Genomic DNA, 19,131 nt, shown 5'->3' with positions numbered 1-19,131 from the left:
CCGGTGTGGACAGAGGGTGCGGCAGGCGCTGGGACGGCTCCGAGCGGGCATGGCGTCGACGTGGTCGGACGGGGCCGGCATACTGTTCGGATCGTGGCTGCGGAAAGTACTCGATTCGTGCTGGCCGGCGCGACCGTGGTGGTGACCGGGGCGGGTTCCGGCATCGGCGCGGCGCTGGCCACCCGGTTCGCCGCCGAGGGCGCCCGGGTGTTTGTCAACGACCTTGACGCCGGAGCGGCCCGCGCGGTCGCGGATCGGATCGGTGGCGAGGCGTTCCCCGCCGACATGGCGGATCCGGCCTCGGTGGCCGCACTGGTCCGGCACGTCCGGGAGCGGTTCGGCCGGATCGACCTGTTCTGCGCCAACGCCGGAGTGCTCGGCACCGGTGGGCTGGACGCCGCCGACGAAGCCTGGGAGCGGGCCTGGCGGGTCAACACCATGTCCCAGGTGTACGCCGCCCGCGAACTGCTGCCCGGCTGGCTGGCCACGGGACGGGGGCGGCTCCTCGTCACCGCCTCGGCGGCCGGGCTGCTCACCATGCTCGGCGACGCTCCCTACTCGGTCACCAAGCACGCGGCGGTGGCGTTCGCCGAGTGGCTGCGGGCGAGCTACGCCCACCGGGGCGTCGTCGTGCAGGCGCTCTGCCCGCAGGGGGTCCGCACGCCGATGCTGGAGCAGGGCGAGGGCCCGGCTGCCGCGCTGCTCGCGGCCGGGGCGGTCACCCCGGAGCAGGTCGCCGAAGAGGTGGTGGCGGCGCTCGCCGACGACAGGTTCCTGGTGCTGCCGCATCCGGAGGTGGCGACGTACTACACCCGGCGGGCGACCGATCCGGAGCGCTGGCTGTCCGGAATGAACCGGGTGCAGCGTGACCTGGAACGGTCGGCCGCCGAAGCAGAGGCGGAGGCCGAAGCGGACGCCGACGACGACGGGCGGGGCGGGACCGGGCCCCGTTGACCTGGCGGGTGGCGCCGACGGTCCGGGTCGATCCGGGAACCCGCTGACCCGTCCGGCCGTGCCGCATCGGCTCGGCTGAAACCACACAACCGGGTATCGCTGTCGGTTTGCTTCCGGTATCTCGCACCCTTCATTGCGGCGGCACATGGGCGCGGAATCGCGGTAGCCTCGCGCCGAACTGGACGGATTGTCCTGGATACGGCCTCATTGCGTCCGCTGGATGACCAAACTGTTACGGCAGGATGTTGACGGACCACAGGAACGGGCGTAAACAGAAGACAAGCAAAAACGATCGGGCGGGAGATCCAACAGATGTACGCCGAGGAACGTCAGCAGGAGATCCTGCGTCTGGCCCGCGAGGCGGGTCGGGTCGACGTGATGGCGCTGGCCGAGGGCATGAACGTGACCGCGGAGACGATCCGCCGGGACCTGACCGTGCTGGAGCGGGCCGGCGTGCTCCGTCGGGTGCACGGCGGGGCGATCCCGGTCGAGCGGATCGGCTTCGAGCCCGCCCTCGCCGCCCGGGACGCCGTACTCATCACCGAGAAGGAGCGGATCGCCAAGGCGGCGCTCGCCGAGCTGCCCGACGAGGGCGCGGTGATCCTCGACGCCGGCACCACCACCGCCCGGCTGGCCCAGCTCCTGCCGTCGGACCGCGAGCTGACCGTGGTGGTCAACTCGCCGGTGCTCGCCTCGGCGCTCGGGTTGAAGCCCAACCTGACGGTGCTGCTGCTCGGCGGCCGGCTGCGCGGCAAGACACTGGCCACAGTGGATGACTGGGCGCTGCGCCCGCTCGCCGAACTCTACGTCGACGTCGCGTTCATGGGCACCAACGGCTGCTCGGTCGAGCGCGGGATGACCACGCCCGATCCGGCCGAGGCGGCGGTGAAGCGGGCGATGATCGGCGCCGCCCGCCGGGTCGTACTGCTCGCCGACCACACCAAGATCGGCAACGACTACCTGGCCCGGTTCGGTACCCTCGCCGACCTCGACCTGCTGATCACCGACAACGGGGTGGACGAGGAACTGGCCGACGAGGTCGAGGCGGCCGGCGTACGGGTGGTGCGGGCATGATCCTCACCGTCACGCTCAACCCCAGCCTGGACCGGGCGATGGAGATCGACCTGCTGGTCCGGGGCGAGGTGATCCGGGCCGCCTCCGCACACCTCGACCCGGGCGGCAAGGGCGTGAACGTCTCCCGGGCACTGCTGGCCAACGGGGTGCCGTCCCGGGCGGTGCTGCCGGTCGGTGGTGAGGAGGGGGCCCAACTCGTCCGGCTGCTGGAGAGCGAGGGCGTCGACCTGCTGGTGGTGCCGATCGCCGGGCGTACCCGGTCGAACATCACCCTCGCCGAGCCGGACGGCACGGTAACCAAGATCAATGAGTCCGGCCCGATCCTGAGCGGGCCGGAGTTCGCCGAGGTCACCAGCGCGGTGCTCGCGGCTTCCGGTTCGGCCGACTGGGTGGTCGCCTGCGGCAGCGTGCCGCCGGGACTGCCGGTGACGGCCTTCGGCGACCTCTGTGCCCGGCTGGTCGATGCCGGCGTGCGGCTGGCGGTCGACACCAGCGGCCCGGCGTTGCGGGCCGCCGCCGAGGCCGGTGTGGCGCTGGTCAAGCCGAACCGGGAGGAGCTGGCCGAGGCGGTCGGCGTCCCACTGCGTTCCCTCGGCGACGTGGTCGACGCCGCCGTGCGGCTGCGGAGCTGGGGTGCCGGTGCGGTGCTGGCGAGTCTCGGCGCCGACGGCGCGGTGCTGGTCGACGCCACCGGCGTGGTCACCGGCGAGTCGCCGGTGGCGCGGCCGAAGAGCACGGTCGGGGCCGGCGACGCGCTGCTCGCCGGGTTCCTGGCTGCCGGCGCGGCCGGGCCGGACGCCCTCGCCGAAGGGCTCGCCTGGGGTGCCGCCGCGGTCAGCCTGCCCGGCAGCCGGATGCCCGGCCCCGGCGACCTGGCCCGGAACACCGTCCGACTCCACCCCCGACCGGACCTGGTCCGGCCGCTGCTACCGCAGGGGTGAGCCGGCATGCCAGCTGCCGACACGACGACAACCTGCCGGGCGTCAACCTCCCGGACGACAACCTCCCGGACCTCGACCTCCGGACGTCAACATCCGGAACGCCAACATCCCGAACCTCAACCTCCCGAACGTCAATATCCCGGCCGTCAACCTCCCGGACGTCGGCACACCCCTCCGACGGCATGACATTCGAACCCGGCCGCGTTCGCCAGCGCCGGCCAACCTCTGCGAAGGAGTCCCCCTCATGGCCGTGTCGTACACCCCGGAGGTCCAGGGCAGCGGCTTCAAAGCCCGGATCCAGCGGATCGGCGGTCACCTGGCCGGAATGGTCATGCCCAACATCGGCGCGTTCATCGCCTGGGGCCTGATCACGGCGCTCTTCATCCCGACCGGCTGGATTCCCAACGAGGACCTGGCCAAGCTCGTCGACCCGATGATCTTCAGCCTGCTGCCGATCCTGATCGGCTACACCGGCGGCCGGATCGTGCACGGCCAGCGCGGTGCGGTGGTCGGTGCGGTGGCCACGGTCGGCATGATCGTCGGTGCGGAGATCCCGATGTTCCTCGGCGCCATGATCATGGGGCCGGCCGCCGCGTACCTGATCAAGCTCTTCGACCGGCTGGTGGAGGACCGGATCCGGCCCGGCTTCGAGATGCTTGTCGACAACTTCTCCGCAGGCATCGTCGGCGGCGCGATGGCGCTGTTCGGCGTCTGGGGGGCCGGCCCGGTGGTCGGCCGGCTCAGCGACTGGGCCGGCAGCGGAGTCGACTGGCTGATCGGGCAGAACCTGCTCCCGGTCGCCTCCGTACTCGTGGAGCCGGCCAAGGTGCTCTTCCTGAACAACGCGATCAACCACGGCGTACTCTCGCCGCTGGCGGTCGCGCAGGCGCAGGAGACCGGCAAGTCGATCCTGTTCATGATCGAGTCGAACCCCGGCCCGGGTCTCGGCCTGCTGCTCGCCTTCTTCCTCTTCGGGCCGCGCTCGCTGCGGCCGAGCGTGCCGGCCGCCGGCATCATCCACTTCCTCGGCGGCATCCACGAGATCTACTTCCCGTACGTGCTGATGAAGCCGCGCCTGATCCTCGCCACCATCGCCGGTGGCGCCGCCGGGGTCGGCACCTTCATGGTCACCGGTGCCGGACTGGTCGCCACCCCCTCGCCCGGCAGTATCTTCGCCTACGCGGCGGTCACCCCCCGGGGCGGCTGGTTCGGCATGGTGCTCGGCGTGCTGATCGCCACCGCGGTCTCCTTCGTGGTCGCCTCGGCGCTGCTCGGCTTCGGCCGGCTCAACGGCGAGTCGAAGGCCGGCGAGGACACCGACGGCGAGGTCACCGACGGTGCGGTCACCGACGGCGGGACCGGCGAACCGGCGACGGCGCAGCCCGGCACCGAGGCCCGGGACCGCGAGACCAGCCCGGCCGTGGCCCGTTCCGCTCCCGCCGAGAGCTGACCCGAACACAGTACGAGCGAGAGGGGTAACCGCCATGGGCAGCATCAACGGTAAGGACATCCACAAGGTCGTGGTCGCCTGCGACGCCGGGATGGGCAGCAGCGTCATGCTCGCCAGCCAGCTCCGCAAGCAGCTCAAGAAGTACTCGGTCACCGTGGAGCACACCCCGGTCAACTCGATCCCCGGCGACGCCGACGTGGTGATCACGCACAACGGGCTGGCCGCCCGGGCTCGGGCGGCCGCACCCGACAAGGTCGTCGTGCCGTTCCAGGTCTTCCTCGGCGATCCGGCGGTGACCGCCGTGGTCAAGGCGATCGAGTCCGGTGGTGAGGTAAGTGACTGAGCTGTCCGGGGACCTGCTCGACCGGCGGGGGATCCACCTGACCGAGGTGGCCGCCGACCGCGACGACGCGATCCGGCGCTGCGGCGAGGTGCTCGTCGACCTCGGCGCGGTCCATCCCGAGTACGTCAACACCATGCTCGCCCGGGAACGCTCCGTCTCCACCTACGTCGGCGAGGGTGTGGCGATCCCGCACGGCACGCTGGCCGGCAAGGACCTGGTGCACCGGGACGCGCTGGCGGTGCTCCGCTTTCCCGCCGGCGTCGACTGGGGCGGCCAGCCGGTCACCGTCTGCGTGGCGATAGCTGCCCGCGGCGACGGCCACGTCGAGCTGCTGGCCAGCCTCGCCGAGATCCTGCTCGACACCGACCGGGCCCGCGCACTGCGCGAGGCCACCGACCCCGAAGACGTGCTGGCACTGCTCACGCCGGCACCGGAGGACAGCAACCGATGAAGGCCGTTCGATTCCACGCTCCCGGCGACGTACGCATCGAGGACGTCCCCGAGCCGACCCCGGGCCCGGGTGACGTCAAGATCCGGGTACGCAACTGCTCCACCTGCGGCACCGACGTCAAGATCTCGAAGTTCGGGCACCACCACATCCACCCGCCCCGGGTGATGGGGCACGAGATCGCCGGTGAGGTGGTGCAGACCGGTTCCGAGGTCACCGGCTGGACGGTCGGCGACCGGGTGCAGGTGATCGCGGCGATCCCGTGCGGCACCTGTCCGGAGTGCCGGCGGGGCCGGATGACCGTCTGCCCCAACCAGGAGTCGATGGGTTACCACTACGAGGGCGGCTTCGCCCAGTACCTGGTCGTCCCGGCGAAGGTGCTCGCGGTGGACGGGCTGAACCGGATCCCGGACGGCGTCGGCTTCGCCGAGGCGTCGGTGGCCGAGCCGCTGGCCTGTGTGCTCAACGGGCAGGAGTTGGCCGGGGTCGGACCCGGCGACGACGTGGTGGTGGTCGGCTCCGGACCGATCGGCTGCCTGCACGTCCGGCTGGCCCGGGCCAGGGGCGCCGCCCGGGTCTTCCTGGTCGAGCTGAACCGGGAGCGCCTGGAGATGGCGGCGGCGCTTGTGCACCCGGACGCGGCGATCTGCGGTGCCGAGGCCGACCCGGTCGACGAGGTGCTGAAGCTGACCGACGGGCGCGGTGCCGACGTGATCATCACGGCGGCGGCCTCGGGCGCGGCGCAGGAGCAGGCGGTGCAGATGGCCGCCCGGCAGGGCCGGATCAGCTTCTTCGGCGGCCTGCCCAAGGGCAACCCGATCATCTCGCTCGACTCCAACCTCGTGCACTACCGCGAGTTGACGATCGTCGGCGCCAACGGGTCCAGCCCGGCCCACAACGCCGAGGCGCTGCGCCTGATCGCCAGCGGTTCGGTGCCGGTCTCCGACCTGATCACCCACCGGCTTCCGCTGGAGCGGGCCATCGACGCCTTCGGCGTGGTCGCCCGGGGCGAGGCCATCAAGGTCACGATCGAACCCTGAGAGGGAGGCCATCATGGCTACGCGTACGGTGACGGTCGGCTCCGCCAGCGGCCTGCACGCCCGCCCGGCGGCGCTCTTCGTCGCGGCGGCCGGGGCCGCACCGGTCCCGGTGACCATCCGGACCGGCGAGAGGCGGGCGGTACCCGCGAACAGCATGCTCTCGGTGCTCTCGCTCGGTGCCAAGCAGGGCACCGAGGTGGTGCTGGAGGCTGACGGTGAGGGGGCCGAGGCGGCCCTGGACGATCTCGCCGAGCTGCTCGCCCGGGACCTGGACGCGGAGGAGCCGGCCGATGCCTGAACCGGCCGGGCCGCGAGACCGCGAAGGTGCGCTGCACGGCATCGGGGTCAGCCCGGGAGTCGCCGGTGGGCCGGTGCTGCGGGTCGCCGGGGTGCCGGCACTGCCCGCACCCGCCCCGGTGACCGATCCGGCGGCCGAGGCCGACCGGGCGGTGGCGGCGCTGCGCGAGGTGGTCGCCGAGCTGAACCGCCGGGCCGACCGGTCGGGGGAGAAGACCCTCGTCGACGTACTCCGGGCGCAGGCGATGATGGCCGAGGACCCGGTGCTGCTCGACGCCGTACGCGAGAAGGTGCTGGCCGGCACCGACGGGCCGCATGCGATCGACGCGGCCTTCGCCACCCACCGCGCCGCGTTCGAGGCGGCCGGCGGATACCTTGCCGAACGGGTGGCCGACCTCGACGACCTGCGCGACCGGGCGGTGGCGGTCTGCCTCGGCCGCCCGATGCCCGGAGTCCCCTCGCCGGGGCACCGGTACGTGCTCACCGCCTGGGACCTGGCTCCGGCCGACACCGTCGACCTGGACCCGGAGCAGGTGGTCGCGCTGCTCACCGAGTCCGGCGGCCCGACCAGCCACACCGCGATCCTGGCCCGTGCGCTCGGGCTGCCGGCCGTGGTCGCCTGCCCCGGCGCCCGCGACCTCGCCGACGGCACGACGGTACTGGTCGACGGCACGACCGGTCTGGTCCGGGTGGACGTCGACCCGGCGGAGGTGGCCGCCGCCACCGCCGCCGACCGGGAACAGCTGGCGGCGGTGGCGGCGGTCTCCGGCCCGGGGCGTACCTCGGACGGGCACCCGGTGGCCCTGCTGGCGAACATCGGCTCGGTCCGCGACCTGGCGGCGGCCGAAGACGCCGAGGGGGTCGGGCTGTTCCGCACCGAACTGCTCTTCCTGGACCGGAGCCGGGAACCGTCCCTGGCCGAGCAGGCGGAGGCGTACCGGGAGGTCTTCGCCGGGCTGGCCGGGCGCCGGGTGGTGATCCGCACCCTGGACGCGGGGGCCGACAAGCCGTTGCCGTTCCTGCACCAGGCCGACGAGCCGAACCCGGCACTCGGGGTACGCGGCCTGCGGCTGGTCCGGCAGCGCCCGGAGCTGCTGCGTACCCAGTTGGCGGCGATCGCCCGAGCGGCCGGGCAGACCGGTGCGGAGGTCTGGGTGATGGCACCGATGGTCGCCACCCGGGCCGAGGCGGCCGAGTTCGCCGACGCGGTGCACGCGGCCGGGCTGCCGAAGGCCGGGGTGATGGTGGAGGTGCCGGCGGCGGCACTGCGCGCCGGTCAACTGCTTGAGGTCGTCGACTTCCTCAGCATCGGCACCAACGACCTCAGCCAGTACACCTTCGCCGCCGACCGGCAGTCCGGCGTGCTGGCCGAGCTGCTGGACCCGTGGCAGCCGGCGCTGCTGCGCCTGATCGCCGAGGTGGGTGCCGCCGGACGCGCCGCCGGCAAGCCGGTCGGGGTCTGCGGCGAGGCGGCGGCCGATCCGCTGCTCGCCCCGGTGCTGGTCGGCCTCGGGATGACCAGCCTGTCGATGTCGGGGCGCTCGTTGGCCCCGGTACGGGCGGCGCTCGCCGCGCGTTCGTACCCCGACTGCCAGCGGCTGGCCCGGCTGGCCCTGGACGCGGACGACCCGCAGCGGGCGCGTAAGGCGGTCGCCTGAGCGGGGCGGCCGGCCGGGTCGGCACCCGGCCCCGGCACACGGATCGGCCCACGCCGCTGTGCTTGGCGCGGGCCGATCCGTAGGTTGTCCGCCGGGCGGGGGTCGGGAATGTGGTTCCGTCGTCCCTCCGGCGACTGATCTCAGCCGAGGGCTGATCTCAGCCGGCGGGCGGGAAGGGGTCGTCGCTGTAGGTGTGCTCGGTCTCGATCTGGCCGTCCTGCTTGTGCACGACGAGCTGGCTCGGCTGGTTCGACTTTGCCGCGTCACGGCCGGCGCCCAGCGCGCTCTCCTTGGTGTCGTAGCGTCCGACCACTGTGGAGCCGTGCTCCACCTTCCAGCCGCTGGCCTCGGGAACGACGTGGTACTGCGTCCGGGATGCCATCTGTCCCTCCTGGTCGACTGTCGGTTATGGAGAAACTGCTACCCGCAGTCCGGAATCGGAAACCACCGACATCCGCCCGCTCCTCGTCCCCGGTTGACATGCAGCTGATTGGCTGCCTATCGTCATGGGCAACCATTTGGTTGCATTTTAGTGGGTGGTGGGGATGGACGAGGTGTTCAAGGCGCTTGCCGACGGCAGCCGTCGACGGCTGCTGGACAGCCTGAACACCTGCGACGGGCAGAGCCTGCGGGAGCTGTGCGCGGGGTTGGAGATGACCCGGCAGTCCGTCAGCAAACACCTCGCGGTGCTGGAGGCGGCCAACCTGGTCACCACGCTCTGGCGTGGCCGGGAGAAGCTGCACTACCTCAACGCCGAGCCGATCAACGCCATCGCCGACCGCTGGATCAACCAGTACGACCGGGCGCGGGTGCACGCACTCGCCGACCTCAAGAGGGCATTGGAGCAGGAACCCATGGGTGAGCGTGAATTCGTCTACACCAGTTACATCAAGACCACCCCGGAACGCCTCTGGCAGGCGCTTACCGATCCCGCCTTCACCAGCCGGTACTGGGGGATCACCTTCGACACCGACTGGCGGGCCGGCTCGGAGATGGTCTGGGTGCACAACGGGGTACGGATCGCCGGGCCGGAACAGGTGGTACTGGAGGCCGACCCCTTCCACCGGCTGTCGTACGCCTGGCACGACTTCAGCCCCGAGTTCGCCAAGGCGTACGAGATGGATCCGGCAGAGGTGGCCAAGATGGCCGAGGAGCCGCGCAGTCGGGTGAGCTTCGAGATCGAGCCTCGGGGCGAGGCGGTGCGGCTGACGGTCGTACACCAGGGTTTCGCGCCGGGCAGCACTCTGCTGGAGAACATCGGCGAGGGTTGGCCGGAACTGCTCTCCAGCCTCAAGACGCTGCTGGAGACCGGTGAGCCGCTGCCGCAGAGCGAGCCCGAGCCCGAGCCCGCAGCCGCGGCCGGCTGACCCGCCGGGTCGGTACCCTTTATCGAGCTCAACCACGCGGCGGGCCCGAGCCGGACGGCGCGGTACCTGCCGTCCGGCTCGCATACTGGAGATCGACTGTCTTGTCCGGCACCTTCCCGCCCGCCGCGTCCCCGACCGGCTCCGAGCCGGTTCGCCTGCCCAACACCGGGCCGGCTCGTCCGACCAACACCGGGCCGGCTCGTCCGACCGACTCCGAGCCGGCTGGGCGGCGGCGTCAGCTGCGCGCCGACTGCGAGCGCTGCTTCGGGCTCTGCTGCGTGGTGCCTGCCTTCGCCGCCTCGTCGGACTTCGCCATCGACAAGCCCGCCGGCCAGGCCTGCCCCAACCTCCGCTCCGACCACCGCTGCGGCATCCACCGCGACCTGCGGCAGCGCGGCTTCGCCGGATGTACGGTCTTCGACTGCTTCGGCGCCGGCCAGCAGGTCGCCCAGGTCACCTACCAGGGGCGGGACTGGCGGGGTGATCCGGAGATCGCGGCGGGGATGTTCGAGGTCTTCCCGATCATGCGGCAGCTCCACGAACTGCTCTGGTATCTGACCGAGGCTCTGGCGCTGCGTCCGGCCGAACCGCTGCACACCGAACTGGCCGCCGCCCTGGCCGCGACCGAAGGGCTCGCCGACGCCGAGCCCGCCGTGCTGGTCGCCCTGGACCTGCCGACCCATCGCCGGAGCGTCAACGAGCTGCTGTCACGGGCCAGCGAGCAGGCCCGGACCGGGGCCGGGCGGACGGGTGGCGACCGGCGTGGAGCCGATCTGGTCGGCGCCGACCTGCGCCGTGCCGACCTGGTCGGGGCGAACCTGCGCGGGGCGTACCTGATCGGGGCGAACCTGCGCGGCGTCGACCTGACCCTGGCCGACCTCACCGGGGCGGACCTGCGCGGCGCCGACCTGCGCGGTGCCGACCTGACCCGCAGCCTCTTCCTCACCCAGGCCCAGGTCGACGCGGCCGCCGGAGACGCCCGGACCGCCCTCCCGCCCACGCTGCGGCACCCGACGCACTGGTCCCTTCCACCCACCCGCCCCCGTCGCCCGTCCGCCCGCCTTCGGCGTCGTTCATGATCAGGTAGCGTCCGGCTCGCCCTGGGCGGCCGAACGCTACCCGATCAAGGGAGCGATGTTCGTCAGTGTGGGATGGCGGGGGTGGGGGAGGGTTGGGTCGGTCGGACGACCAGGAGCAGTACGGCGAGCGCGGCGACCATGCCACCGGCGATCACCAGGCCCATCCCCACGCTGCCGTTGCCGAGCACGCCGACCAGCGGCGCCAGCAGTGCGCCGATGCCGAACTGAACCGCACCGAGCAGCGCCGCCGCGGTGCCGGCCGCCTCGCCGTGCCGGGTCAACGCCAGCGCCGGGGCGTTCGGCATGGCCAGACCGCAGGCGGCGAGCACCACCCAGAGCGCCACCAGTACGGTGGGTAGCCCACCCAGCCCGGTCGCGGCGAAGCCGAGCAGCGCGAAGCCGGCCAGCGAACCGAGGGTCAGCGCGGTGAGCAGGATCCGCTGCGGGGCGTACCGGCGCAGCAGCCGGACGTTGAGCTGGGAGGCTCCGATCAGCCCCACCGCCCCGGCACCGAAGACGATTCCGAACTGCTGCTCGTCGAGACCGTACTGCTCCTGGAAGACGAAGGAGGAGCCGGAGACGTACGCGAAGAGCGCCGCCATCGCCAGCCCGGCGACCAGGACGAGCCCGACGAACGTACGGTCCCGCAGCAGCGAGCGGTAGACCCGGGCGGTGCCGAGTACCCCGCCACTGCGCCGCCGGTGCGGTGCGAGCGTCTCGGGCAGCTTGAACGCCGCGAGGACGACCAGGACGATCCCGAACACGCCGAGCGCGACGAAGACCCCGCGCCAGTCCGTCCAGCCCAGCACCGCGCTGCCCAGGGTGGGCGCCAGCACCGGGGCGGCACCCATCACCAGCATCAGTCGGGAGAAGATCCTCGCGAAGGCCATCCCGCTGAACAGGTCGCGTACCACGGCCATCGCCACCACCGAGGCGGCGGCCGTGCCGAGCCCCTGCAACACCCGCAGCACGCCGAGCGTGCCGACGTTGGGGGCGATGACGCAGAGCGCCGAGGCGACCACGTGCAGCACCAGGCCGGCGAGCAGTGGTACCCGCCGGCCGACCGCGTCCGACAGCGGGCCGATCAGCAGTTGACCGAGGGCGAGCCCGGCCAGCGTGCCGGTGAGGGTCAACTGCACCGCCGCCTCGGCGGTGCCAAAGTCGGCGGTGATCGCTGGCAGCGCCGGCAGGTACATGTCGATCGTCAGCGGCCCGATCGCGATCAGCGCCCCGAGGACGAGTACGAGTCGCAGCCGTTCCCGGCCCGTCATCAGGTCGCCGGGCGTGCTGGGCGGCCCGGACGCCTCGACGTGCTCGACGGTGGCGGTCATGAGACATTTCCCGGCTGGTGCTGACGGGTACGGACGCGATGAGCAAAGATCACACCTGCCTCCAACCGCTGCTGGTCCGGCACATTCCCGCGCTTGATCAAGAGGTGCTTCAGTTCACAGCCGCCCCGGCAGCCGGCGCCTCCGGTTCACATCTGTGCACGACGGGCGAAAAGGTCGTGAATGCGCGCCGGATCGCTGGTCAGCAGGTCCTCCAGCTCGTCCTCGTGCAGCACGGGGTGGCCGAACTCGGGCAGGTCGGTGTGCGCCAGTCCGGGACTGTTCAGCCGGAGCCGGCCAGCCTTGCGATAACAGCAGTACGGCAGCCCCGCCTCCCGCATCCGCAGGGTCAGTTGCCAGTCCCGTGGTGCCGAGCAGGTGACGCGGATGCCACGCGCCCGTAGCGCCGGAACGATCTCCTCGTACGACTCGGCACTCAGCGGGTTGCCGTCCGTGTTGACGTTCTGCAGCCGCGTCATCCGCAACAGCGGAGCGAGATCGGTGATCAGGTTCCGTGACAGGTCGAGCTGGATCAACGGTGGGTCGCCGATGCCGTCGAGTGAATTGAGACCGCTGTCCCGGACGACCAGGCACTCCAGCTCGGTGAGGCCCGACAGCGGACCGAGGTCGATCGGACCGCATCCGCTGAGGATCAGCATGGTCAGCCGCCGGCAGCGTTCGACGCCGAACAGCGTGCGGGCATGTGTGACGTGCAGCTCGGTGATCCGGGCCCAGTCGCTGTCCCGGGCCGGCAGCGTCTGGCCGACCGCGTGCTGCAACGCCTCCACAACGGCGGAATCGAGAACGTCCCTCATGCGCTGTGGCTCCTTCTCTACCCGGGGCGCGCCGGGCGGTTTCCAGGTCGAGGAAGGTTGGCCGACGACCTCTCGATACTGGTCGAGGGGTGCTCCGGTTCACATCCGCCGATCCGTCCCGGGCCCGATACTGCTACGACGTCCCGGACCGCCCGAATCGTGACGCCCGGCCGGCGTGGACTCGAAACGAGGGGCTGCCCGGTGGTGGCGGAGGACCGGCCGACCCTCGAACTGCTTACCGACCGGCGGCCGGGACAGCAGGCGTCGTACCTCTTCTTCGGGGCGGCACACTACCTGCTGCTGACCGGGGTACGGCATCCACTGCGCGACTTCTATCCCTCGCTGGTCGGCTCGTCAGCCGCCGATCCGGCCGATGCCGGGCCGGTGGAGACGATGCCGATGCCGGGCCGGTGGAGACGATGCCACCGGGAGCGTCAGTCCGTCGGGAAGGTGATGGTGTCGTCCGCCCGGACGTCCGGCAGGGTGCCGGTCCGGGCGAATTCGGTCCAGACACGGCGCAGGACTCGACCCCGGCGGTCCACCTCGGCCCAGTCGGTCGAGCCGAGCAGCGCGGCGCTTCCCAAGCCTGGCGGTTGCCGAACAGGAGTGGCAGGTCGGTGAGGTGCGCGCCGTATCCGTTGTCGTCCGGCCGCCACGTCATGCGGTACCGGAACGCTCGACCACCGGCGGCTCGGTGCCGGTCGCCGGCACCGGCGACGTTGCCACCGCCGTGGATCCAGACCAGCACCGGCAGCCGCTCGTCATCGCCGACGTCGGCCGGAGCGGTGACCGACAGCCGCTGGCAGTTCTCATCCGTACCCAGGTCGTCGTCGCCGATCAACCGGGCGAACAGCCTCGGCGGCAGTTGTGGCGCGGCCGGGGCCCGCCGGAACGCGTTGACCGGTGTCGCGTGATCGCGACGGGCGGAGCGAACCGTGCCGCCTCGGCGTACGGAATGCCGAGTGCCCGCACCACTTCGTCGTCGACCAGACCAACGACGACTCCGGCCCTGAGCACGAAGCGTCGCTCGGCCGGGTCAGCCCTACCAGCGCCGTCGTTCGCCCTCATCCGGCATCGGCTGCGGAGCCGGGAGTGCCGTAGGTGGGGCACAGCTCGACCGCCGAACCGGTCGCCGCGAGCACACCCTCGGCGGCCTGGAGCAGGTCCATCAGCTCCGGGCGGGTCAGCGAGTAGAACGACTGCCGACCCTCGCTGCGGTAGTCGACCAGGCCGCAGTCACGAAGACAGGCCAGGTGCTTGGAGACCGTCGACTGGGCGATTCCGAGCTCGGCGGTCAGGTCCACCACCCGCGCCTCGCCGGCAGTGAGTCGCTGCACGATCCGAAGCCGGGTCTCGTCGGCCAGCGACCGGAACAGGGCCACCGCCGGGGTCATCCCGGCGGCGATGCTCGCGCCCACGAACTCCCCGCCGCCATTCATCGCCATTGCGGAATGATATCCCTCAAGTGCGATGCTGGGTCATGGTCATGCTCTTTGGCGGCGAGGAGAACGCTGATCTAGAGTGATGGCTCGGCAGATGGTGCAGATAATGAGCAGCAGGTGCAACATGTGCACCAGACGGGAGCCCGATGACCCCGGTCGCGACGACCGATGGCCAGCCGACGCCGCTCGACGCGGTCTGCGTCGGCGAGACGATGGCGATGGTGACCCCGACCCCCGGTGGGCGGCTGGACGCCGAGTCGACCTTCGTGCTCCGGGCCGGTGGCGCCGAGTCCAACGTCGCGATGTTCCTCGCCGCGCTTGGCCACCGGGTCGGCTGGGCCAGCCGGGTCGGCGCGGACCCGCTGGGCGAGCTGGTGGTCGGGCAGGTCCGGGCGGCCGGGGTGCAGACCTGGATGGTCGAGGTCGACCCGACCCGGCCGACCGCCGTCTATCTCAAGGACCCCGGCCCGGACGGGACCAAGGTCTACTACTACCGGAGCGGTTCCGCCGCCGCCAGCATGGATCCGGGATACGCGGCCAGGATCGACGCCGTGCCGGCGGCCGTACTGCACCTGAGCGGCGTCACCCCGGCGCTCTCGGAGAGCTGCCGCGCACTCGTCGAGCGGCTGATGAGCAGCCGGCCGGCGGGACGGCAACTGATCTCCTTCGACGTCAACCACCGGCCGGCGCTCTGGCCCGACCTCTCCACCGCCGCCACCGAACTGCTCCGCCTCGCCCAGGCCGCCGACGTGGTCTTCGTCGGGCTGGACGAGGCGGCGCGGCTCTGGGACGTCAGGGAACCGGCGGACGTCCGCGCCCTGGTCGACCGGCCCGGCACCCTGGTGGTGAAGAACGGCTCGGTGGAGGCGCTCGCGTTCACCGCCGACGGGGTCACCGTCGAGCCGGCCCGGCCGGTCGAGGTGGTGGAGCCGGTCGGTGCCGGCGACGCGTTCGCCGCCGGTTGGCTCTCCGGCGCGCTGCGCGGCCTCGACCCCGCCGCCCGGCTGAGGCTCGGGCACCTGGTCGCCGGTGCCGCGCTCGGCTCCGTCTCCGACTTCGCCGAACTGCCTCCGGTGCCGACGATCTGCGCGACGCTCGGAATCAGCCTCGACGACTGGCACGGGTCGACGCCGTCACCGTCCGGCCCGTCGGCGTCCAGCCGGTCCGCCGGCCCGGTCGACTGAGGCGGGGAGTCCCGAGCCGTGTCCCAGACCGTCGAGCGCGCCCTGCGCATCATCGAACTCTTCGCCGAGCGGCCCCGTACGCTCGGCGAGATCGCCGACGACCTCGGGGTGCACAGGTCGACCGCGCTGCGGCTGGTGCAGACCCTGGAACGGGGCGGGTTCGCCCGCCCGGTCGACGGCCGTTACACGATCGGCTTCCGGATGGTGGCGATCGCGCAGCACGCGGTGGAGCAACTGGACCTGCACCCGGTGGCCCACCCGCACCTGGTCCGGCTCGGTGACCGGTACGGCCACACCGTGCACCTCGCCCAACTCGTCGACGACGAGATCGTCTACGTGGCCAAGGTGGACGGTCGCGGGGCGCTGCGGATGCGGTCCCGGATCGGCCAGCCGGTCGACCCGCACACCTCCGGCGTCGGCAAGGCGGTGCTGGCCCACCTCGACGAGCCGGCCCGGGATCGCTTCCTGGCCCGGCTGACGTACCCCCGGCACACCGACACCACGATCGTCGATCCGGAGCGGTTCCGGGCGGAGCTGACCCGGACGGTCGAGCGCGGCTGGGCCGAGGACGACGGCGAGTTCGAGGACTTCGTCAACTGCGTGGCCGTACCGGTCCGGGACGCCCGGGGGCGGGTGCTCGGCGCGGTGTCGCTCACCGCGCTGCGCGCCCTGGCCCCGCTGGAACGGCTCCGCGAACACCTGCCGGAGCTGACCGCGACCTGCGCCGCGATCTCCCGGGACCTCGGCTGGAACGGAGAACAAGGATCATGAACGGAGCCACCGTGTCGAACCCTTCCACGACCTTCTTCGACAAGCTCTTCGCCGAGCAGCCGGTGATGGCGATCCTGCGCGGGTTCGACCCGGCCCGGACCGTCGAACTCTGCGGGCGGGCCTGGGACGCCGGCATCGACGTGGTCGAGGTACCGGCGCAGACCCCGGACGCGCTGCCCTCGCTGCACGCCGCCGTCGCGGCCGGCCGGGAGCGGGACCGGCCGGTCGGCGCCGGCACGGTGGTCACCCCGGAACAGGCCCGGACGGTGTACGAGGCGGGCGCGGTCTTCACGGTCGCCCCCGGGTACGACCCGGAGGTGGCCGCCGAATGCTCCCGGCTCGGTCTCGCCCACCTGCCCGGGGTCGCCACCTCGTCGGAGATCGGCCAGGCGCTGCGCACCGGGCACACCTGGCTCAAGGCGTTTCCGGCCAGCGAACTCGGCACCGGCTGGCTCCGCGCCCAGCACGGTCCCTTCCCGATGGTGAAGTTCGTCGCCACCGGCGGGATGGACGCCGACAACGCCGCCGACTTCCTCGCGGCCGGCGCCCGGGTGGTGGCGGTCGGTTCCGCGTTGCAGGACTCCCGCCAACTCGACCTGCTCGGCCGGCTCGTCCGCCGGTGATCCCGGCTCGTCCGCCGGTACTCGCTCGGCCGCTTGTGATCCCGCTCGTCCGCCTGTGGTCCCCGCTCGCCTGCCGGTGATCCCCCTCGTCCGTTGGTGACCCGGCCCGAGCGGGGTGTCCCTGGCCGACCGGCGCGGCGAGGCGGTTGTACCGGCCTCGCCGCGACCCGATCCCGACCGGTCCCAGCTTGGTTCAGGAGACCCGGGTCTCCCGCTCCTGCCACGCGGCCCGCAGTGAGGTCTTGCCGTTGGTGCGCAGCAGCGACCCCTCGTAGAGCCGGGCGGCGAACGCGATGCAGAGCGCGGCGGCGCCGAGCAGGAGCACAAGCGCCACGATCGGCTCCCAGGCCGCGGCGTCGCCGAAGAAGAGCCGCAGCGGCATCGCGGTCGGCGCGGAGAACGGCACGTAGGAGAGCACCGACATCGCCGTCGGGTTGCTGTTGAGGAAGATCACCAGGAAGAACGGCACCATGATCACCAACTGTGCCGGGCCGGACGCCCCGCTGATGTCCTCCTGGCGGCTGACCAGCGCACCGGTCACCGCCCAGAGCGAGGCCAGCAGCACGAAGCCGACCACGAAGAACGGGATGAACCAGGCGATCGCCGGGCCGAGCTGACCCAGCAGCCCGGCGTCCCCGCCGACGGCCTGCATCGAAATCACCGCGACCAGCGCGATCAGGGCCACCTGGCCGAAGGCGAGCGCGCCGTTGCCGAGTACCTTGCCGGCGAGCAGGGCTCGGACCGGTACCGCCGCGACCAGGATCTCCACGATGCGGGTCTGCTTCTCCTCGGTGACGCTCTGCGCGATCTGCACGCCGAAGCTGATCGAGACGAAGAAGAAGACCATCGAGAAGGACATCGGCACCAGGAACGCCAGCAGCGGGTCGACCGCGTCCGGGTCGAGCAGTTGCACCGGGGGAGCGCTGCTCAGCGCCCGGACCACCGAGTCCGGGGTACGGTCCATCGCCAGCACCCGCAGGCCGCCGGCACCGTCGGTCGGTACCACGGCGGCGTCCACCTCGCCGTCCCGGACGAGTTGCTCCGCCGAGGCGACGTCGGGGGCGCTCACCACCTCCATGCCGGCCCGATCCAGGGCCCCGCCGGCCTCGCTGGAGCCGACCACCGCCACCGTGGAACTGCTGTTGGCGAAGAGCGCCGGCAGCACCGTGCCGGCCGCCGCGATCAGCAGGAAGAGGAGGGTGCTGATCAGGAACGTCCGGTCCCGGAGCTTGACCGCGATCTCCCGGGCGGCGACCAGCTTCGTCGCGCCCCACAGCGTGGTGGGGGCGGCGGCGGGTCCGGCCTGCGGCCGGGTGGGGGACGGTGCGAGCGTCGTCACTGGGTTACCTCCCGGAAGATCTCGGCGAGCGAGGGGACGATGGGACCGAAGGCGCGTACCGGACCGTGGGCCAGGGCCGCCCGCAGCACCGCCTGGTCGTCGGCGGGATCGGCGAGTTCGATCACTACCCGCGCGCCGTCGAGGTCCACTATGGAGACTCCCGGGAGGTCCCGGATCCAGCCGGCGTCGGTGTCGGTGACGAGTTGGTAGCGCGGGGTCGCGTACCGGGAGCGGAGTTCGGCGCGGCTGCCGGCGGCGCGTACCGCCCCGGCGGCGATGATCACCAGGTCGTCGCAGAGCCGCTCCACCACGTCCAGTTGGTGGCTGGAGAAGAGCACCGGCACCCCTCGGGTGGCCCGCTCGCGCAGCACCCCGGCGATCACCTCGACGGCGATCGGGTCGAGCCCGGAGAAGGGCTCGTCCAGGATCAGCACGTCCGGGTCGTGCACCAGCGCCGCCGCGATCTGGGCCCGCTGCTGGTTGCCGAGGGAGAGCTTCTCCAGCGGGTCGTCGGCCCGCTCGCCCAGACCGATCCGGTCGAGCAGCTCGTCGACGCTGCGCCGGGCGGCCGGTGCGGTCAACCCGTAGAGCCGGCCGAGGTAGACGAGCTGCTCCCGGACCTTCATCTTCGGGTACAGGCCACGCTCCTCGGGCATGTAGCCGAAGCGCTGCCGTACCGCCCGGGTGACCGGCTCGCCGTTCCAGGTCACCGTCCCCGAGTCGGCGGAGAGCAGGCCGAGGATGATCCGCATCGAGGTGGTCTTGCCGGCGCCGTTGGCACCGACGAACCCGGTCATCCGGCCCGGACCCACCTCGAACGAGATGTCGTCGAGCACCCTCCGGCCGCCGAACGACCGATCGACGGACGCCACGCGCAGCATCCAGCCTCCTTCGTCAGGTCTCCGGCCGGCGCACCCGCGCCGACCGGAGACGACGTTAATCCGGCCGGACCGCGCTGACGTCCGCCGCGCGACGGAA

The 19,131-nt window shown here is 72.1% G+C and carries 21 protein-coding genes and 2 pseudogenes; 15 read left to right on the top strand and 8 right to left on the bottom strand.

From position 1 onward, the window contains the following. The first annotated feature begins 93 nt into the window (after positions 1 to 93). The 9 genes from CLT71_RS06950 to ptsP all read left to right on the top strand — a co-directional run bounded on the left by CLT71_RS06950 (position 94) and on the right by ptsP (position 8,205). Positions 94 to 954, top strand: coding sequence for an SDR family oxidoreductase (locus CLT71_RS06950; protein WP_486483102.1), 861 nt, complete (start codon positions 94 to 96; stop codon positions 952 to 954). 312 nt (positions 955 to 1,266) lie between these two features. Next, the gene (locus tag CLT71_RS06945; protein WP_101366378.1) at positions 1,267 to 2,028 is read left to right on the top strand and encodes a DeoR/GlpR family DNA-binding transcription regulator; all 762 of its coding nucleotides are present in this window, start codon (positions 1,267 to 1,269) and stop codon (positions 2,026 to 2,028) included. Beyond that, a complete protein-coding gene (pfkB, locus tag CLT71_RS06940; protein ID WP_101366377.1) occupies positions 2,025 to 2,969 on the top strand; it encodes a 1-phosphofructokinase in 945 nt (314 codons plus the stop codon). The genes CLT71_RS06945 and pfkB overlap by 4 nt, the downstream gene beginning before the upstream one ends. 244 nt (positions 2,970 to 3,213) lie before the next feature. After that, positions 3,214 to 4,419 (top strand): PTS mannitol transporter subunit IIBC, encoded by a 1,206-nt coding sequence (gene mtlA / locus CLT71_RS06935; RefSeq protein ID WP_101366376.1) that lies wholly within the window; start codon positions 3,214 to 3,216, stop codon positions 4,417 to 4,419. Between the two features lie 34 nt (positions 4,420 to 4,453). Beyond that, complete coding sequence (locus CLT71_RS06930; protein ID WP_101366375.1) at positions 4,454 to 4,762, top strand: PTS sugar transporter subunit IIB; 309 nt, start codon at positions 4,454 to 4,456, stop codon at positions 4,760 to 4,762. A 1-nt stretch (position 4,763) separates the two neighbouring features. Then, positions 4,764 to 5,213: a PTS mannitol transporter subunit IIA gene (locus CLT71_RS06925; protein WP_101371220.1), complete on the top strand. Its 450-nt coding sequence runs from the start codon at positions 4,764 to 4,766 to the stop codon at positions 5,211 to 5,213. After that, complete coding sequence (locus CLT71_RS06920; protein ID WP_101366374.1) at positions 5,210 to 6,250, top strand: zinc-dependent dehydrogenase; 1,041 nt, start codon at positions 5,210 to 5,212, stop codon at positions 6,248 to 6,250. Before CLT71_RS06925 ends, CLT71_RS06920 begins: the two co-directional genes overlap by 4 nt. 13 nt (positions 6,251 to 6,263) lie before the next feature. Further along, positions 6,264 to 6,548 (top strand): HPr family phosphocarrier protein, encoded by a 285-nt coding sequence (locus tag CLT71_RS06915; RefSeq protein ID WP_101366373.1) that lies wholly within the window; start codon positions 6,264 to 6,266, stop codon positions 6,546 to 6,548. Beyond that, on the top strand, positions 6,541 to 8,205 hold the full coding sequence (gene ptsP, locus CLT71_RS06910; protein ID WP_101366372.1) for a phosphoenolpyruvate--protein phosphotransferase: 1,665 nt from the start codon (positions 6,541 to 6,543) through the stop codon (positions 8,203 to 8,205). The genes CLT71_RS06915 and ptsP overlap by 8 nt, the downstream gene beginning before the upstream one ends. A gap of 157 nt (positions 8,206 to 8,362) precedes the next feature. On the opposite strand, the gene CLT71_RS06905 is transcribed toward ptsP, so the two are convergent. Then, on the bottom strand, positions 8,363 to 8,587 hold the full coding sequence (locus tag CLT71_RS06905) for a DUF2188 domain-containing protein (RefSeq protein ID WP_101366371.1): 225 nt from the start codon (positions 8,585 to 8,587) through the stop codon (positions 8,363 to 8,365). Positions 8,588 to 8,750: 163 nt separating this feature from the next. On the opposite strand from CLT71_RS06905, the gene CLT71_RS06900 reads away from it, so the two are divergent. After that, the gene (locus CLT71_RS06900) at positions 8,751 to 9,572 is read left to right on the top strand and encodes an ArsR/SmtB family transcription factor (protein ID WP_101371219.1); all 822 of its coding nucleotides are present in this window, start codon (positions 8,751 to 8,753) and stop codon (positions 9,570 to 9,572) included. Positions 9,573 to 9,811: 239 nt separating this feature from the next. Next, on the top strand, positions 9,812 to 10,651 hold the full coding sequence (locus tag CLT71_RS06895) for a pentapeptide repeat-containing protein (RefSeq protein WP_199187869.1): 840 nt from the start codon (positions 9,812 to 9,814) through the stop codon (positions 10,649 to 10,651). Between the two features lie 62 nt (positions 10,652 to 10,713). Here the strand turns inward: CLT71_RS06895 and CLT71_RS06890 are convergent, their stop codons facing one another. Next, entirely contained in the window at positions 10,714 to 11,982 is a 1,269-nt protein-coding gene (locus tag CLT71_RS06890; RefSeq protein WP_486483101.1) for a multidrug effflux MFS transporter, read from the bottom strand. Between the two features lie 146 nt (positions 11,983 to 12,128). Further along, the gene (locus CLT71_RS06885; protein ID WP_158242189.1) at positions 12,129 to 12,794 is read right to left on the bottom strand and encodes a PPP1R42 domain-containing protein; all 666 of its coding nucleotides are present in this window, start codon (positions 12,792 to 12,794) and stop codon (positions 12,129 to 12,131) included. Here CLT71_RS06885 and CLT71_RS37840 point away from each other — a divergent pair. Continuing rightward, positions 12,681 to 13,145: pseudogene (locus CLT71_RS37840) on the top strand (hypothetical protein); the annotation flags it as partial. The gene CLT71_RS06885 and the pseudogene CLT71_RS37840 sit on opposite strands and share 114 nt — an antisense overlap. A gap of 83 nt (positions 13,146 to 13,228) precedes the next feature. Here CLT71_RS37840 and CLT71_RS37835 read toward each other — a convergent pair. The 3 genes and pseudogenes from CLT71_RS37835 to CLT71_RS06870 form a co-directional block, all read right to left on the bottom strand. Continuing rightward, positions 13,229 to 13,378: a hypothetical protein gene (locus CLT71_RS37835; protein WP_486483758.1), complete on the bottom strand. Its 150-nt coding sequence runs from the start codon at positions 13,376 to 13,378 to the stop codon at positions 13,229 to 13,231. 122 nt (positions 13,379 to 13,500) lie between these two features. After that, positions 13,501 to 13,683: pseudogene (locus tag CLT71_RS36375) on the bottom strand (carboxylesterase family protein); the annotation flags it as partial. A gap of 175 nt (positions 13,684 to 13,858) precedes the next feature. Further along, positions 13,859 to 14,239 (bottom strand): metalloregulator ArsR/SmtB family transcription factor, encoded by a 381-nt coding sequence (locus CLT71_RS06870; RefSeq protein ID WP_101366367.1) that lies wholly within the window; start codon positions 14,237 to 14,239, stop codon positions 13,859 to 13,861. A gap of 143 nt (positions 14,240 to 14,382) precedes the next feature. Here CLT71_RS06870 and CLT71_RS06865 point away from each other — a divergent pair, with 143 nt between their 5' ends. Genes CLT71_RS06865 through CLT71_RS06855 form a run of 3 tightly spaced genes read left to right on the top strand, consistent with a single transcriptional unit; the run spans position 14,383 to position 16,814 of the window. Next, on the top strand, positions 14,383 to 15,420 hold the full coding sequence (locus CLT71_RS06865) for a sugar kinase (RefSeq protein ID WP_101366366.1): 1,038 nt from the start codon (positions 14,383 to 14,385) through the stop codon (positions 15,418 to 15,420). An 18-nt stretch (positions 15,421 to 15,438) separates the two neighbouring features. After that, on the top strand, positions 15,439 to 16,191 hold the full coding sequence (locus CLT71_RS06860) for an IclR family transcriptional regulator (RefSeq protein ID WP_101366365.1): 753 nt from the start codon (positions 15,439 to 15,441) through the stop codon (positions 16,189 to 16,191). A gap of 11 nt (positions 16,192 to 16,202) precedes the next feature. Beyond that, positions 16,203 to 16,814: a bifunctional 4-hydroxy-2-oxoglutarate aldolase/2-dehydro-3-deoxy-phosphogluconate aldolase gene (locus tag CLT71_RS06855; protein WP_486483100.1), complete on the top strand. Its 612-nt coding sequence runs from the start codon at positions 16,203 to 16,205 to the stop codon at positions 16,812 to 16,814. Positions 16,815 to 17,007: 193 nt separating this feature from the next. Here CLT71_RS06855 and CLT71_RS06850 read toward each other — a convergent pair whose 3' ends face one another. Together CLT71_RS06850 and CLT71_RS06845 are read right to left on the bottom strand one after the other, a co-directional pair. Next, on the bottom strand, positions 17,008 to 18,090 hold the full coding sequence (locus tag CLT71_RS06850; protein ID WP_101371216.1) for an ABC transporter permease: 1,083 nt from the start codon (positions 18,088 to 18,090) through the stop codon (positions 17,008 to 17,010). A gap of 59 nt (positions 18,091 to 18,149) precedes the next feature. Beyond that, complete coding sequence (locus CLT71_RS06845; RefSeq protein WP_101366363.1) at positions 18,150 to 19,034, bottom strand: ATP-binding cassette domain-containing protein; 885 nt, start codon at positions 19,032 to 19,034, stop codon at positions 18,150 to 18,152. Positions 19,035 to 19,131: the final 97 nt, after the last annotated feature.

The sequence above is a fragment of the Plantactinospora sp. CNZ320 genome, assembly GCF_002846275.1.
This window is presented reverse-complemented; position numbering and strand designations above follow the sequence as displayed.